Origin of the sequence: Bacillus sp. ISL-4, assembly GCF_018613275.1 — a bacterium.
In the GTDB taxonomy this organism is placed as follows: Bacteria; Bacillota; Bacilli; order Bacillales; family DSM-1321; genus Peribacillus; species Peribacillus simplex_E.
Genome location: NZ_JAGGQN010000035.1, coordinates 24,528 through 39,260, shown reverse-complemented (window position 1 = coordinate 39,260; position 14,733 = coordinate 24,528). Strand labels below are relative to the sequence as shown.

At 40.2% G+C, this 14,733-nt stretch carries 17 protein-coding genes and 1 pseudogene; 16 read left to right on the top strand and 2 right to left on the bottom strand.

From position 1 onward, the window contains the following. Window positions 1-144: 144 nt before the first annotated feature. The 4 genes from J7J00_RS20000 to spoIID all read left to right on the top strand — a co-directional run bounded on the left by J7J00_RS20000 (window position 145) and on the right by spoIID (window position 3,872). On the top strand, window positions 145-387 hold the full coding sequence (locus J7J00_RS20000; protein ID WP_034315776.1) for a DUF1146 family protein: 243 nt from the start codon (window positions 145-147) through the stop codon (window positions 385-387). A gap of 158 nt (window positions 388-545) precedes the next feature. After that, window positions 546-1,295 (top strand): YwmB family TATA-box binding protein, encoded by a 750-nt coding sequence (locus J7J00_RS19995; RefSeq protein WP_214793989.1) that lies wholly within the window; start codon window positions 546-548, stop codon window positions 1,293-1,295. A 32-nt stretch (window positions 1,296-1,327) separates the two neighbouring features. After that, window positions 1,328-2,629, top strand: a complete 1,302-nt coding sequence (gene murA, locus J7J00_RS19990) for a UDP-N-acetylglucosamine 1-carboxyvinyltransferase (protein WP_214793986.1) — start codon at window positions 1,328-1,330, stop codon at window positions 2,627-2,629. A 205-nt stretch (window positions 2,630-2,834) separates the two neighbouring features. Continuing rightward, window positions 2,835-3,872, top strand: a complete 1,038-nt coding sequence (gene spoIID, locus J7J00_RS19985; RefSeq protein ID WP_286201490.1) for a stage II sporulation protein D — start codon at window positions 2,835-2,837, stop codon at window positions 3,870-3,872. 20 nt (window positions 3,873-3,892) lie between these two features. Here spoIID and J7J00_RS19980 read toward each other — a convergent pair whose 3' ends face one another. Continuing rightward, window positions 3,893-4,318: a VanZ family protein gene (locus tag J7J00_RS19980; RefSeq protein WP_076368335.1), complete on the bottom strand. Its 426-nt coding sequence runs from the start codon at window positions 4,316-4,318 to the stop codon at window positions 3,893-3,895. Between the two features lie 152 nt (window positions 4,319-4,470). Here J7J00_RS19980 and spoIIQ point away from each other — a divergent pair, with 152 nt between their 5' ends. The 9 genes and pseudogenes from spoIIQ (at window position 4,471) to J7J00_RS19940 (ending at window position 10,969) form a co-directional block, all read left to right on the top strand. Continuing rightward, window positions 4,471-5,370: a stage II sporulation protein SpoIIQ gene (gene spoIIQ, locus J7J00_RS19975; RefSeq protein ID WP_214793983.1), complete on the top strand. Its 900-nt coding sequence runs from the start codon at window positions 4,471-4,473 to the stop codon at window positions 5,368-5,370. A 434-nt stretch (window positions 5,371-5,804) separates the two neighbouring features. Further along, complete coding sequence (spoIIID, locus tag J7J00_RS19970; RefSeq protein ID WP_034315767.1) at window positions 5,805-6,077, top strand: sporulation transcriptional regulator SpoIIID; 273 nt, start codon at window positions 5,805-5,807, stop codon at window positions 6,075-6,077. Between the two features lie 308 nt (window positions 6,078-6,385). Next, on the top strand, window positions 6,386-7,387 hold the full coding sequence (mreB, locus tag J7J00_RS19965; RefSeq protein ID WP_214793980.1) for a rod shape-determining protein: 1,002 nt from the start codon (window positions 6,386-6,388) through the stop codon (window positions 7,385-7,387). Window positions 7,388-7,666: 279 nt separating this feature from the next. Next, a complete protein-coding gene (locus tag J7J00_RS19960) occupies window positions 7,667-8,506 on the top strand; it encodes a flagellar hook-basal body protein (RefSeq protein WP_214793977.1) in 840 nt (279 codons plus the stop codon). 54 nt (window positions 8,507-8,560) lie between these two features. After that, window positions 8,561-9,010 (top strand): annotated as a pseudogene (locus tag J7J00_RS28690) (flagellar hook-basal body complex protein); the annotation flags it as partial. A 295-nt stretch (window positions 9,011-9,305) separates the two neighbouring features. Continuing rightward, on the top strand, window positions 9,306-9,404 hold the full coding sequence (locus tag J7J00_RS28685) for a flagellar basal body rod C-terminal domain-containing protein (protein WP_309487214.1): 99 nt from the start codon (window positions 9,306-9,308) through the stop codon (window positions 9,402-9,404). Window positions 9,405-9,590: 186 nt separating this feature from the next. Next, window positions 9,591-9,827: a DNA-directed RNA polymerase subunit beta gene (locus tag J7J00_RS19950; RefSeq protein WP_286201489.1), complete on the top strand. Its 237-nt coding sequence runs from the start codon at window positions 9,591-9,593 to the stop codon at window positions 9,825-9,827. Window positions 9,828-9,950: 123 nt separating this feature from the next. After that, the gene (gene fabZ, locus J7J00_RS19945) at window positions 9,951-10,379 is read left to right on the top strand and encodes a 3-hydroxyacyl-ACP dehydratase FabZ (RefSeq protein ID WP_034315755.1); all 429 of its coding nucleotides are present in this window, start codon (window positions 9,951-9,953) and stop codon (window positions 10,377-10,379) included. Between the two features lie 287 nt (window positions 10,380-10,666). After that, window positions 10,667-10,969, top strand: coding sequence for a hypothetical protein (locus J7J00_RS19940; protein WP_214793974.1), 303 nt, complete (start codon window positions 10,667-10,669; stop codon window positions 10,967-10,969). Window positions 10,970-11,082: 113 nt separating this feature from the next. Here the strand turns inward: J7J00_RS19940 and J7J00_RS19935 are convergent, their stop codons facing one another. Further along, the gene (locus J7J00_RS19935; RefSeq protein WP_214793971.1) at window positions 11,083-11,517 is read right to left on the bottom strand and encodes a YwpF-like family protein; all 435 of its coding nucleotides are present in this window, start codon (window positions 11,515-11,517) and stop codon (window positions 11,083-11,085) included. 359 nt (window positions 11,518-11,876) lie between these two features. Between J7J00_RS19935 and ssb the strand changes: the two genes are divergently transcribed. The 3 genes from ssb (at window position 11,877) to J7J00_RS19920 (ending at window position 14,707) form a co-directional block, all read left to right on the top strand. Further along, on the top strand, window positions 11,877-12,239 hold the full coding sequence (gene ssb, locus J7J00_RS19930) for a single-stranded DNA-binding protein (protein WP_141992301.1): 363 nt from the start codon (window positions 11,877-11,879) through the stop codon (window positions 12,237-12,239). Between the two features lie 514 nt (window positions 12,240-12,753). Then, the gene (locus J7J00_RS19925; RefSeq protein WP_185150822.1) at window positions 12,754-13,758 is read left to right on the top strand and encodes an ABC transporter ATP-binding protein; all 1,005 of its coding nucleotides are present in this window, start codon (window positions 12,754-12,756) and stop codon (window positions 13,756-13,758) included. Then, complete coding sequence (locus J7J00_RS19920) at window positions 13,739-14,707, top strand: ABC transporter ATP-binding protein (RefSeq protein ID WP_214793968.1); 969 nt, start codon at window positions 13,739-13,741, stop codon at window positions 14,705-14,707. Before J7J00_RS19925 ends, J7J00_RS19920 begins: the two co-directional genes overlap by 20 nt. Window positions 14,708-14,733: the final 26 nt, after the last annotated feature.

Sequence of the window (14,733 nt, the reverse complement as noted above, 5' to 3'; positions counted from 1 at the left end):
TGCCTGTATCAGAGGCTTGTTCCATTGGATCAAGCCTCTATTTACAGTTTTAAAAAGATATTTTGCAATTCTTCCTTTTAAATTCCAAATATGCAGGGGTTTTGTGTTAGAATAGAATTCGGGTGTCTTTTAGGAGGTATGTACATGTTTTCAGCAATGGGACAGCAGGCTTTAACAGGGATTATTGCACACTTGTTTTTCATCGCAGTTACCTGGTGGGCTTTACAGGCATTACATTTTGATAAAATGTTAAGATCCAATTCGGTCATCAAGGCCAGGGTTTTATATATTTTATTAACGGTTGCCATCGGTTCAGTTGTAAGTAATTTCTTCCTCGACTACCTGGGATTTGCAAACCAACTTCCGTATATGTTTAGTAATGACTGATAAGCTGTAAGAGTTTTCTTATAGCAAAATATGATTCTACTCTTGTATTCGCTGTTACTTCCTTCCAGTTTAAGGGGAAGTTGTCACCAATTGTCGGAAAACTTGAAGTATGATCTCTCTCCTTATGGAAATAATGTGTAAAAGGGGAGGGATTTAACATGTTTAATTTAAACAAAAAAATGTTAACATACATAGTATTTCTCGGTTTGACGGTGATTTTAATTGGGAATAGTACGATTGTGGCAGAAAGTAAACCAGATATAGTTAAAATGGTGGGACTGTTACAAAAAGATGAAGATTTGGACATAGGGGATTGGTCTGTACTCACTAGAGAAATAAATAAAGAGATTACAACTAAACAAGAGTTTGAAAGAGAAGTTACAGCTTTAAAACGAAAATACCCTCAATTTCAATGGCACCGGAAAGATGATGCTTCCGGCTGGAAGGCTGAGGCGTTAACTTACAATGTCGATTCAGGTCTGACCGAGTCTATCAAAATAATGACAACGGAAGAGAAATTTGATAAAGTTACCTATGTTATTTACGAAGTGGAGGGGAAAGAGTGGAAGGAAGCCAATGCGGCATTTTTTACCGCTACGTTCCAAAACAGGGTGAATGACCTATTTATAGGAACTCCTTCAATTTTTTCTTGTATTAAAGGGTCTATCAATGATAATATGGATTCGGTTTTAAACTCTAAAACTGAAGACCTGTTAGATATGTTCCAAGCAAGGGAAATTGAGAGTGTGCATGAAACAAACTTTACATCTATATCTGCACATTCAACATTGTTTAAACAACCATTGACAAAAGAAAAATTAAATTTGCAGTTTGGGCTACGGACAGAAGGATTGGGTGACCGAACGAACTTTGTAGTTGGCACACCAATCATAACGTTTGAATATTAATATAGAGAAAATGGACGCGGAGGGGAATACTTTTGGAAAAAATCATCGTCCGCGGCGGAAAAAGGCTTAGCGGGACAGTTAAAGTAGAAGGTGCTAAAAACGCCGTTTTGCCAGTTATCGCTGCAACATTATTAGCAAGTGATGGGAAAAGTATCATTAAAGATGTTCCTACGCTCTCCGATGTATATACAATCAATGAAGTATTGCGCAACTTAAATGCAGATGTTGCCTTTCATGACAATCAAGTAACTGTAGATGCATCAAGAGAGTTATTAGAAGAAGCACCATTTGAATATGTACGTAAAATGAGAGCTTCCGTTTTAGTGATGGGCTCATTACTAGCAAGGAATGGCCGGGCCCGCGTTGCTCTTCCTGGTGGCTGTGCCATCGGATCACGTCCTATCGACCAGCATTTAAAGGGTTTTGAAGCGATGGGAGCAAAAGTGAAGGTCGGCAATGGTTTCATTGATGCCGAGGTAGAAGGCAGACTTAAGGGTGCAAGAGTGTATCTTGACTTCCCGAGTGTGGGTGCCACTGAAAACATCATGATGGCAGCAACACTTGCTGAAGGTATAACAATTCTTGAAAATGTGGCCAAAGAGCCTGAAATTGTAGATCTTGCGAATCTCCTTAATAAAATGGGTGCCAAAGTCAGAGGTGCCGGTACTGGTACGTTGAGAATCGAAGGTGTCGATAAATTATATGGCACTGAACATACGATTATACCTGACCGTATCGAAGCTGGTACATTCATGACTGCGGCCGCTCTTACTGGCGGAAATGTTCTTGTTCAAGGAGCTGTACCTGAACACCTTACTTCCCTTATTGCTAAAATGGAGGAAATGGGCGTCAAAATTCTTGAAGAAGAAGATGGATTACGCGTTATCGGTCCAAAAACCTTGAAGGCCATTGATATCAAAACAATGCCGCATCCTGGTTTCCCGACTGATATGCAATCGCAAATGATGGCATTATTACTGCGTGCTGAAGGAACAAGTATGATTACGGAGACCGTTTTCGAAAACCGTTTTATGCATGTTGAGGAATTCCGTCGCATGAATGCCAATATTAAGATAGAAGGTCGTTCCGTTATCGTTAATGGACCAACTAACATTCAAGGTGCTGAAGTAGCTGCAACAGATTTACGTGCCGCGGCAGCGCTCATCCTGACTGGATTGGTTGCTGATGGCATTACACGTGTTACAGAATTGAAGCATCTTGACAGAGGGTACGTGAATTTCCATGGTAAATTGGCATCCCTAGGTGCAGATGTGGAACGTATTAACGAAGATGTACCTGCTGAAACAAAAAAAATTGCAGATTTAAACGCATAAATAGCTTATAGAACCATTCACAGTTCGAGTCATTGAACCGTGAATGGTTTTTTTTGTCTTGATCCGGATTCATCGACTACAGTTAAATAGATGTCGTTTTTCTATTCATAAAAGCTTGTCCTTCGACATACATTTGTTATGTAAAGATACCTGCTGGATACGATTATATACGGCAGAGAAAACAAGTGTAGGGAGGCTCAGGAATTTGAAAGCAATCAAACCGATGATCGTACTATTCATAGCAGTAGCATTCGTAATTATCATGATTCCGGCAGTGCTTGTGCTTCCATTTTCAAATGATAAGACAAGTGGGCAGTTGACCGAGCAATTAGAAAAGAAAGTGAAGAATGAGGGTAAAGAGGTAGCTGCAAATGAAATGAGTTCTGTAGAAGTTGCCGTATACCGAACATCTGCAAAAAAGATTGAAAAACTGCCGATTGAATCGTACTTGACTGGTGTGGTTGCGGCTGAAATGCCAGCGGATTTTGAAGAAGAAGCGCTGAAGGCTCAAGCATTGACAGCTAGAACTTACATTGTCAATCAGCTTATAAGCGAAAGTCGATTGGGCTTGCCGAATGGTGCCGATGTAAGCGATACGGTCATGCACCAAGTTTATAAGAATAATGATGAGCTGAAAAAACAGTGGGGCTCTGATTATAAATCGAAGATGCAAAAAATTAACAAGGCTATAAAAGAAACTGCGGGTCAAATTTTAACCTATGAAGGAAAACCGATTACTGCCACTTTTTTTTCGACCAGTAATGGCTACACGGAGAATTCCGAGGACTATTGGCAAGCTGATTATCCTTATTTAAAAAGTGTATCCAGTCCGTGGGATAAAGAAGAATCACCAAAATTTTATAATAAAGTTGTAGTGGATACTGCCGATTTTGAAAAAAAACTGGGTGTAAGTCTTTCTTCGGGAACATCAATAGGGACTGTCATTGAAAGAACATCAGGTAATCGCGTAGGTGTAGTGGAAATCGCAGGAAAGAAAATGACAGGAAAACAAATTCGTGAGAAGCTCGGGCTTACATCATCCGATTTTGACTGGGAGCGTCAAGGCAACCAGATTGTCATCACGACAAAAGGATCCGGACACGGAGTTGGAATGAGCCAATACGGTGCTAATGGCATGGCCAGGGAAGGTAAAACCTATGAAGACATCGTGAAATATTATTATAAAGGCGTAAAAGTTCAGTCTTCAAATAAGTGGCTGAATACAATGACAGCAAAAAAATGAGAGATGGGAATCCCCATCTCTCATTTTTTTGCGCTTAATTTTTCTATAATGGTCAAAAAGCCCCGTTCACGCTTGAAATAATGATATTGGACATGGAAATAGACTGCTGCTACTCCTATGATATCTTTAATGACGTCTATTAAGGTAGAGGAGCGGTATGGGACGAAAGATTGGTGGTACTCATCAATAACTCCGTAAAGGCAAGCCACAAGTGCCGCCAACAGGCTTAAACCAGGCTTCAGTTTTTGGTTTGCAGCAAGGGCGGAAACTAATAATATATACAAAAGGGCAAATTCGACCAGATGAAGTGCCTCTTTGATAAATCGGTCAATTGAGGATGAGGGTAGATCAAGAATCATATCATCGGGGTTGCTCGACATTATCCAAATGGCAATCATATATAGAAAGGGCAATAACGTTAACACAAGTTTAAAAGCTTTTTTCATGATTTAAACATCCTTCAACAGTAAGATACCAAACATTTTACCATTCTACGAATAAAATCGGTTTCATTTCCACAAAATAAATCTAAAAAATTTTTTTCCTGAATGTATATAATCTTAACAAAATGTTCAGAATGATTGCTGAGGTGATTAATATGAGAGAGGAAGAAAAGAAACCAACTTCCACAATCCGACGTATACTAAAACAACGTTGGGCATTATCAGCAATCTATATCGCAAGTGCAGCCATAATCTTAGCCGCGGCCTTCTTATTACAAAATAGTTTTGACGATTCAGCTAAAGATGGTAAAGAGGAATCAGCTGAAACAGGAAAAAACTATGGTGAGCCTTCTGTAGAGGTTAATAGTAATCTTGAGACAATCAAGATGCCTGTAGCCGATGCGAACAAAACGGTTATCAAGAAACAGTTTTATGATGTGAATGCGGATGAAAAGGCGCAAGAAGAAGCATTGGTATTCTACAACAATAGATATGAGCAAAACAAAGGTATAGACATTGCAATGGAAGATGGAAAGACTTTCGATGTAAAAGCTTCCTTAAGTGGAAATGTAACGAAAGTTCAAGACGATGCGTTACTTGGAAATTTAGTTGAAGTAGAGCATGAAGATGGAGTTGTTACCCGTTATCAATCTGTTAAAGACATTAAGGTTGCAGTCGGTGACAAAGTGAAACAAGGACAAGCAATTGCTACAGCCGGAAAAAGCCAAATCAATGAAGAGGCTGGCGTACATGTACACTTCGAAATCAGAAAAGATAACATTGCTTTAAACCCACTTGATTTTGTTGATAAACAAGCTTCTGCGATTCAATCGGCAACTGAAGCCGAAGGCAGCGAACTTGAAGATTCAGCTAATAAAGAAGAAACACCTGCAGTCGAAGGATCTGAAGCTGATAAAGAGGAAACACCTGCAGTTGACGAAACTGACGAGAGCACTGATTTAGAGAGTGGCACTGATGAGGAAGGCTCTGTCCCTGGTGAAGATACAACTGAAGACAGCGATTCCTTAAAAGATTCGTTAAATCAATCTAATTAAGATTAAGATTTTTAATAATATCAAAACAAAAACCTAGAGCGTTACGAATGACAACAACTGAAAATTTGGTAAAAGGAAGCCGTTCACTTTGAACGGCTTCCTTTTTTTTTTCGAGGAAATATTGGCCAATATGCTGAAACCTTTGAATTTCTGACAAATTTCTCGGGAAATAATTTACGTTTAATGAAAATAAATAGATGAAAATCAGAAATAAATCCAAACCTCCTGTCCGATTAGGCATATATTCTTAACCAAGCTAATAAGATGTTATAAACCATGCAAAGAGAGTGTTTGAGGTGAGGAATCGTTTATTACAAATTATCTAATAGGTGAATAATTCTATCTTTTATTGTTTATAGGGCAGCGGTATTCGATTCGAAAAATACGAATCTCATTTCACACTTCTCACATCCAATTTGGGGAGGTCGAGTGGTGTGCACGATTACATCAAAGAAAGAACTATCAAGATAGGAAAGTATATCGTGGAAACTAGAAAAACAGTCCGCGTCATTGCAAAAGAGTTCGGAGTCTCTAAAAGCACGGTTCATAAAGACTTAACTGAGAGGCTGCCAGAAATTAATCCTGATTTGGCTAACGAAGTGAAGGATATATTGGATTATCATAAATCCATTCGCCACCTTAGAGGTGGAGAAGCGACAAAATTAAAATATAAACGTTCTGAAAGAGAAGAAGAAATCGTTAAATGATACTTTAATCATTCCGGCAATTGGAAGTGAATTGGGCAATCGGGGCAGAATAAGGGGACATGAAAGTGAATGTCAGCTTTTTTCTTAACTTTGATTGCGGTTCCATGCCGGGATTTTTTTATGGGGAAATGCGAAAAATTTAGTACATAAGGCATCGATTTTTTTTACATATTGGCAAAAAAGGTAATAATAGTATTTATTAGTGTTTATTTATAATTCATACTTACTTGTGCCAATGCAATATGGTAAAATAAACAATTAGGACAGAAGTAGGTTATATGTGAGGATATTCAAGGAGGATTTAAGAAATGTTTGCTAGAGATATTGGGATAGATCTTGGAACAGCCAATGTTCTTATACATGTCAAAGGTAAAGGAATTGTGTTAAATGAGCCTTCAGTAGTTGCGATTGATAAGAATACGAACCGTGTTCTTGCCGTCGGGGAAGAAGCTCGTAAAATGGTAGGCCGTACTCCAGGAAACATCATCGCAATCCGTCCTTTAAAAGACGGTGTCATTGCGGATTTTGATGTAACAGAATCGATGCTTAAGCATTTTATCAATACATTGAATGTGAAAGGCTTCCTTTCAAAGCCTAGAATTTTAATCTGCTGCCCGACCAACATAACAAGTGTCGAACAAAAAGCGATTAAAGAAGCTGCTGAAAAAAGCGGCGGGAAAAAAATATTCCTTGAAGAAGAACCAAAAGTGGCTGCTATCGGTGCCGGTATGGATATTTTTCAACCAAGCGGCAATATGGTCGTAGACATTGGCGGGGGTACAACGGATATTGCCGTTCTTTCAATGGGGGATATCGTTACATCTTCTTCTATCAAAATGGCCGGTGACAAATTCGATAATGAAATTTTAAATTATATCAAGCGGAAGTACAAGCTCCTTATTGGTGAGCGTACAGCGGAAAACATTAAAATCCAGGTTGCAACCGTCTTCCCTGGATCTCGTAATGAAGTCATCGATATCCGTGGGCGCGATATGGTATCAGGATTGCCTAGAACCATTTCGGTCAACTCGGAAGAAATTGAGGAGGCTCTTCGCGAACAGGTTTCCATCATTGTACAAGCTGCAAAAAGCGTGCTTGAGCGGACACCGCCAGAACTTTCTGCTGATATCATCGACCGCGGCGTCATTTTAACAGGCGGAGGAGCATTGCTTCACGGGATTGATTTACTCCTTGCTGAAGAACTTAAGGTCCCAGTACTCGTTGCCGAGCATCCAATGGATTGTGTAGCAATCGGAACCGGTATCATGCTTGATAATATGGATAAATTGCCACGGCACAAATTCAACTAAAAAGCGGATGGAAATCCGCATCATAAGATAGGGGTCTAAGGTTCAGACAAACGTGAGGCATAGTGAAAGTGCGTGCAGTTCTAGTACAGATGAGCAATAGGCCCTCTTCTTTTAGTCGAGAATTTAACACCATTCCTTTAAATCTGACCTAGCCTACGATATAGACAAATTCTTCTTCCTAATGCTGTCCCTTTTCCTTAAGATACTGATGTTCATGACCGATAAGATAGATATGAGAAATTGAACGGGATAAGTTATGTAAATTGAGGAGTGAAGAAGATGTTAAGAGGTTTTTATACGGCTGCTTCCGGGATGCTTACACAGCAAAGGCGCACAGAATTGCTCACAAACAATATGTCCAATGCGAATACAACAGGGTATAAAGCGGATCAAATGAGTGTAAGGTCTTTCCCGGAAATGCTCATAAGCAACATAGGTGGTAAAACGGTTCCTACGGAGAGCAAATTGAGCATGTCTAACTTATCCCAGGTTGGGGGGCTCAGTACGGGTGTTTACGTACAGGAGGCGAATCCGTTATTTACCCAGGGCACATTGGAGGAAACCCAGCTTAATACGGATATTTCCTTGGTTGATGAAAACCTTCCGATCAATGAAGGAACGGGTCGGCAAGGATCGGTTTTTTTTACTGTCCAAGATGGTGATGGTGCTATCCGTTACACGCGTAACGGCAGTTTCGCCCTGGATGGGCAAGGTTATCTGACTACGCCTTCCGGTCATTATGTATTGAACGAAAATAATGAAAAGATCCAGCTTGTTGGCGATCAATTCACAGTAGCGGAAAACGGTGTTATTTTAGAAGGAAATGTTCAAATCGCACGTATGGGCATCGGTTATTCGGATGATCCGTCATTACAGCTCATGAAGGATGGGGAAGGCCTGTACAAGGCTGTGAATGATGGGAATTTACCTAGCGCATATGCGGCTGCAGATGTCGGTTTTTCTACTAAGCAAGGCTTTCTTGAAGGCTCCAATGTTGACCAATCGAGAACGATGACAGAAATGATGTCGGCATACCGCTCTTTTGAAGCGAGTCAGAAGGTTCTTCAAGCCTATGATAAAAGTTTGGATAAAGCGGTCAATGAAGTTGGAAGGCTTTAATTGAACAGTAGGGAAAAATGATTTTGGGAATTTGAACATGTAAGGGGAAAAACCATGAATCGGACGATGATGACGGCGACGAATACGCTGAACCAACTTCAAAGTAAAATCGACCAAATAGGTAATAATATCGCGAATGCGGACACGACTGCCTACAAAAAGACCCAAACGAGTTTCAATGACTTATTGACACAGAGTTTCAATAATCAACCGAGTGAGACCAAGGAAAAAGGAAGATTGACCACACCTGGAATCCGGCAAGGAACAGGTGCTATGATAAGCCAATCTCAATTGGTGCTTTCACAGGGAGCCTTAAAGACGACGGACCGCAACCTTGATGCCGCATTCACCCGCGATGACCAATTCTTCACCGTAAGCGTTCAAGACGATAATGGGGTCAATACAAGGCTTACAAGGGATGGGGCCTTTTATTTAACTCCTAATGCTAACGCCCAAATGATGCTCATTACCTCTGCTGGACATAAAGTCCTTGATGAAAATGGTGAACCGATCGTCATTGAGGGAAACATTAAAGACATTAAGATTTCGGAAAATGGCTTATTGATAGTGGATACGGAAGAATATGGCGAAAAGAGTTTTGGGCTCGGGATCGTCTCGGTCAAGAAACCGCAATTTCTTGACCGGCTAGGCGGAAATTTACTTGGACAGCCCAAAAACTTCAATGCCTTGGGGGTTACTGAAGACGATATCATGACTGCATTAACAAGGGGATTCCCGCAACCGGGCAGCAGTCCGTCAAGGGTCGCTGGAGTCATCAAATGTCGATCTTTCCAAAGAAATGACGGATCTAATCAATGTTCAGCGGTCTTACCAATTTCAATCCCGTGCTGTAACGATGGCTGATCAAATGAGCGGATTGGTCAATGGAATCCGTTAAGGTATCTGGTAAATAAAATGTCTCCCTGCGGAATTAGAGCAAATCGGTTATAATGTATTCATAACAAAGAGAATCATTCGTGCCGATCATTTTGCATAGCTGCTGAATTTCTGGTGTATAGGGAAAATCAGTCGGCGAGTTTTCTTAAAAGGAGCTTTCACATTCTATATGGAACAAAATCGTGTAATGAGACAAGAAATTGAAGAAGAGATAAAGGAAGTTGAGGCGAAACCGAATCGTAGAATCAAGGTCCGTCTTTTGCCAATTTGGCTTCGTTTACTCATTGTTATCGGATTGATTTTCATTGCTGTATTATCCGGGGCACTATTAGGATATAGTGTGATTGGTGGAGGACATGCAATGGATGTTTTCCAAAAATCCACATGGACCCATATTATTGATATAGTGAACAAGGGCGCGTAGTTCCATGTTTTTTTGAAGTAGTTGCTGTCGTTATCGGATTTATATTACATGGCAACTAAGCCTCTGTCTACATGACAGGGGCGAGTTTATGTTAGAAATATTTTAGTCATAGGAGGAACATGTATGCTTGATATCACACAAATAAAGGAAATTATCCCGCATCGTTACCCATTCTTATTAGTCGACCGGATCATAGAAATAGATGAAGGGAAAAGAGCGGTTGGATTGAAGAATGTCTCAGCAAATGAAGAATTCTTTAATGGTCATTTCCCCGATTATCCAGTTATGCCTGGAGTTTTGATTGTAGAGGCATTAGCGCAAGTCGGTGCTGTAGCCGTGTTGAAACAAGAAGAATACAAAGGACGGCTTGCTTTTTTCGCTGGGATTGATAATTGCCGCTTTAAAAAGCAAGTTAAACCAGGTGATCAGCTGCGTCTGGAAGTGGAAATAGTGCGTATGAGAGGGTCAATGGGTAAAGGGAAAGCAGTGGCAACGGTGGATGGTGAAACAGCATGTGAAGCCGATATCATGTTTGCTTTTGGTGACAAATAAGATTCATTTTCCGCGAAAGGGAAATGGAATGTTTTAACTATATTTCTCGGAAAACGGTTTAAGGAATCGTGAAGCGGTGTATATAAAAAGCACTGCATTGCTTTTTTAAAGCAAGAGCGGTTTTAAAATTTCTATTCTCCCTTTGAATGCCGGACATTTTATATGTCCGGCATTTTTTTATGAGAAAGCAAAGCGGATTTTTCTTTTTTAATTTAAAATAGGGCGCAAGTTATTTTCACATTCGGGCAAAATAACTAATGATAAAGAAAGAAGGGAGGTTGCCAAAAATGATGAAGAAAATTTTTGCACTACTTGGGGGATCTTTATTATCTATTATGTTCCTTGCTGGATGTGGAACGAATGATAATGACAAAAATCCTGCACCAGAAAATGATAACAACATCATAAAAGATGATAACAATGGTGTAAAGGATAACAACGATGATAACGATATGAATGATAACGATGATGATGGAGTGCTTGATAACGACGATAATAACGACGATAATAACGTCAATGATAACGTCAATGATAACGTCGATAATGATGCGGATGACTTGATTAAGAAAAAAGACGACAACAATAAGTAATTAGCAGAATGACAAAGACTGGCTTAGGTAAGAAGAGGATTTGTATCCTTATTCGTCTAAGTCAGTCTTTTTTATGTGCATTCGATTAGGGATGGGAATTAAGGGAAGGGTCTTTATTTATTAGTTGCTAATTTAGGCTTTGAGCGGATTTTTTGCTTGAACTCTTTTATTAATTCATCGCCGGTTAGACCTTTTTGGACCAAATCTTCAAGAAGGAGTTCAGCATATTTGCTCCGTGTTTTTTTGATGTGGCCAACGAATAAAAGGCTATAATGGTTGCCCACTTTTCTTATTGTTCGTAAAACCGTGTGGAACAAAGCCGGTTCATTGTCTTTTTTGGTAATGACTGCCTGGATATACACCTCTCCGTCTATATTGGGAAGTGAGGGTTGAAGCTTATTGAAATGATTTTCTTCTACAAAGGCTTCCAGTAACCATGTTCTAGCGTCGTTTTCTTTATTTATTATCAGTCCATCTGTTAATGCGATATCAATCAAGTTTAAATTTTCAGTAACAATTTGCAACGAGATCAATTTAAACGATTTCATCTAATTCCTCCGTTTCTTGCAAGAAAGAGCGGTATTACCTCTCTTAAACGTAATTTTGAAATGGTGCATATCGATTTAATCCTTTTAAAGGTAATTATATCATACTAAAAAAAAGTTCCTTAATGAAATGAAAACCCAACATTTGTCTAAATTATGAAGGATAGAATAAAAATTTGCAAAATATTTAATTTTGTTAACTATTCGTTTTTCACCTGATTTTAATCAATAAAAAATGATTTTGCATCAATCCAAACGGTCTTTTATGAAGAAAAATGGTGTAATAAGACCATTTCCTCGATTTTTTAATCGATGGAAGAAAGAGTATGATTAAAGCATATTAAAGAGGAAGGAGTGAAAAGATGATTAACCAAGTTACCCTCGTCGGCAGGCTTACGAAGGATCCCGAATTAAGATACACACCCGATGGCAAGGCTGTTTCCAATATCACGTTAGCAGTCAACCGGAACTTCCGTAATACTGTCGGTAACTATGAGGCGGACTTCGTACAGTGTATCATATGGAAAAAGTCGGCTGAAAATACTGCTCAATATTGTAAAAAAGGTGCAACCATCGGCATAACTGGCAGAATACAAACAAGGAGATACGAAAATCAGGAGGGCAAATATGTATATGTAACTGAAGTGGTTGCCGAGAGGGTTCAATTCATTGGGTCTAAACAAAATGATGTTAAGCCCAAAGATTTTGAACATATTGGTTTATAGTGCTACGTGGAGGTTGGCATGATGGCGTGCCACAGGACGGAAGCAAATTTGTTACCAAGAAAATGTAAGAGTGTGTTTATCCCGCCATGTGGTGAAGACCCATGTGAAAACGTAGGATCGATCAATTTGATGTTTACTGCATTGGAAACCATAAAAGTATTTATATGACCATAATGAAAAATACATGCACAGATTTTCAGCACAATTTAGTGAAACTTGACAGTAGTATATAGATTATCTTTCATCCATTCATTCCCCAAAAGCTAATATAGCTTCTTCCCCGCTGGAAACCTCGATTTACCCTCAATATAATCGAGTTATCTGATTTCCCCCTTGTAATGACTGCAAATAAGCAGTCATTTTTTTGTGCCAAAATGTGTGTAAATGAGAAAAATAAAAAAATAATTCTGTTAAATTAGAATTTTTAGAAAATATATTGTAATATTTTAATTTTGATGCAATAATAAACCCAATAATATAATTGGAAAAAAAGTTATATATAGGAAGTGATTTGATGGACGAACCAATTATTAAGGTGAATGGGCTGCGAACCAGTTTTCGTACTGACGATGGGGTGATTCCTGTCGTGAATTCAATCGATTTCCATGTCAATCCTGGTGAGGTTCTAGGGATTGTAGGAGAATCGGGATGCGGAAAAAGCGTAACTTCTCTGTCCATCATGGGTCTGGTTCCTTCGCCGGCTGGTAAGGTGGAGGGGGAAATCCTTTTTAAAGGAGAGAATATCGCAAATGCTTCTGAAGCGAAAATGAGAAAAATTCGCGGGAATGATATAGCGATGATATTCCAGGAACCGATGACAAGCTTGAATCCTGTGTTCACTATTGGCGAGCAGTTGGTCGAGACGCTTCGGATACATAAAAAATGGAACAAAAAACAGGCCCGGCATAGAGCGGTTGAAATGCTGAAGCTGGTTGGGCTTGGCCGTGCCGAGGAATTGCTCAAAGAATATCCGCATCAGCTTTCAGGTGGAATGAGACAAAGGGTCATGATAGCAATGGCCATGATTTGCGAGCCGAAACTCCTTATAGCGGATGAACCGACAACGGCTTTGGATGTGACGATCCAGGCACAAATCCTAGAGTTAATGAAGAATTTAAATAAAGAAACAGACACGGCAATCATGATGATTACCCATGATCTTGGGGTAGTTGCGCAAATGTGTGAACGTGTCATTGTCATGTATGCCGGCAAGGTGATAGAGGAAGGAAATGTGCAAACGATTTTCCAAAACCCTAAGCATCCTTATACGGTCGGTTTACTTCAGTCGATTCCTGATATGCGAATAAAGAAAGATCGCCTTTACTCGATACCGGGTAATGTGCCAAAACCTGGGACAAGCAACCTCGGGTGCCAGTTTGCCCCCCGGTGCTCCCATGCCATGGAGCAATGTATAAATGAGACCCCGTCTCTATTGAAATTCGATGAGGGTCAGCATGTTCGCTGCTGGCTGTATGAAGATGGGAAAGGAGCTGCCTTGCATGAATCAAACATTGGTTAAGGTAGAAAACCTAAAGAAGCATTTTCCAATCAAAGGAGGGGTTCTCGGAAAGACCATCGGAGAGGTCAAGGCAGTTGATGGTTTGTCTTTTTCCATTTATAAAGGGGAAACCTTAGGGCTTGTCGGTGAAAGCGGTTGTGGAAAGTCTACGACGGGAAGGTTATTGCTTCGATTGCTTGAGCCGAGTGAGGGTAATGTTTATTTCGAAGGAAAGGACCTGACAGCTTTATCTTCCAGTGAAATGAGAAAGATGCGCCGTGAAATGCAGATGGTCTTCCAGGACCCATTCGCTTCCCTCAATCCCAGGCATACTATTGAAAAAATATTGGAAGAACCGCTCATCGTTCATGGAGTTAAAGATAAAAAGGCGCGAAAGGCCCGTGTGCGGGAACTTCTTAAGGTTGTTGGCTTAAGCAGTTACCATGCTAAGAGGTATCCGCATCAATTCAGTGGGGGCCAACGGCAGCGTATTGGCATCGCGAGGGCACTTGCAGTCAACCCCAAACTGATCATTGCCGATGAGCCGGTATCTGCACTGGATGTATCGATCCAGGCACAGGTCTTGAATCTGTTGCAGGATTTGCAGGAAGATTTTGATTTGACCTACTTGTTCATTGCCCATGATCTTGGAGTGGTGAGGCATATCTCCGACCGTGTCGGTGTCATGTATCTTGGACATATAGTTGAATTGACGGAAAGTGAAGGACTTTATGAAGATCCGCTTCATCCATATACGCAGGCTTTACTATCAGCCGTGCCCATCCCGGATGTGGAATACAAAGGGGATAGGGTAATCCTGCAGGGAGATGTTCCAAGCCCATCAAACCCGCCAAGCGGCTGCCCATTCCATACGAGATGTCCGAAGGCGATTGCAGGATGCAGTACGGAAAAGCCAATCCTGAATGAACATAAACCTGGTCACTACGTTGCTTGTCATTTATACAATTGACACGACGTATACATAAATTCGCAAAT

Coding starts and splice junctions, on each gene's coding strand:
- J7J00_RS19925 (WP_185150822.1), top strand. CDS start 12,754: ATGGACGAACCAATTATTAAGGTGAATGGGCTGCGAACCAGTTTTCGT.
- J7J00_RS19960 (WP_214793977.1), top strand. CDS start 7,667: ATGTTAAGAGGTTTTTATACGGCTGCTTCCGGGATGCTTACACAGCAA.
- ssb (WP_141992301.1), top strand. CDS start 11,877: ATGATTAACCAAGTTACCCTCGTCGGCAGGCTTACGAAGGATCCCGAA.
- J7J00_RS19950 (WP_286201489.1), top strand. CDS start 9,591: ATGAGACAAGAAATTGAAGAAGAGATAAAGGAAGTTGAGGCGAAACCG.
- J7J00_RS19980 (WP_076368335.1), bottom strand. CDS start 4,318: ATGAAAAAAGCTTTTAAACTTGTGTTAACGTTATTGCCCTTTCTATAT.
- J7J00_RS28685 (WP_309487214.1), top strand. CDS start 9,306: ATGACGGATCTAATCAATGTTCAGCGGTCTTACCAATTTCAATCCCGT.
- J7J00_RS19940 (WP_214793974.1), top strand. CDS start 10,667: ATGATGAAGAAAATTTTTGCACTACTTGGGGGATCTTTATTATCTATT.
- fabZ (WP_034315755.1), top strand. CDS start 9,951: ATGCTTGATATCACACAAATAAAGGAAATTATCCCGCATCGTTACCCA.
- J7J00_RS19995 (WP_214793989.1), top strand. CDS start 546: ATGTTTAATTTAAACAAAAAAATGTTAACATACATAGTATTTCTCGGT.
- spoIIQ (WP_214793983.1), top strand. CDS start 4,471: ATGAGAGAGGAAGAAAAGAAACCAACTTCCACAATCCGACGTATACTA.
- J7J00_RS20000 (WP_034315776.1), top strand. CDS start 145: ATGTTTTCAGCAATGGGACAGCAGGCTTTAACAGGGATTATTGCACAC.
- mreB (WP_214793980.1), top strand. CDS start 6,386: ATGTTTGCTAGAGATATTGGGATAGATCTTGGAACAGCCAATGTTCTT.
- J7J00_RS19920 (WP_214793968.1), top strand. CDS start 13,739: ATGAATCAAACATTGGTTAAGGTAGAAAACCTAAAGAAGCATTTTCCA.
- J7J00_RS19935 (WP_214793971.1), bottom strand. CDS start 11,517: ATGAAATCGTTTAAATTGATCTCGTTGCAAATTGTTACTGAAAATTTA.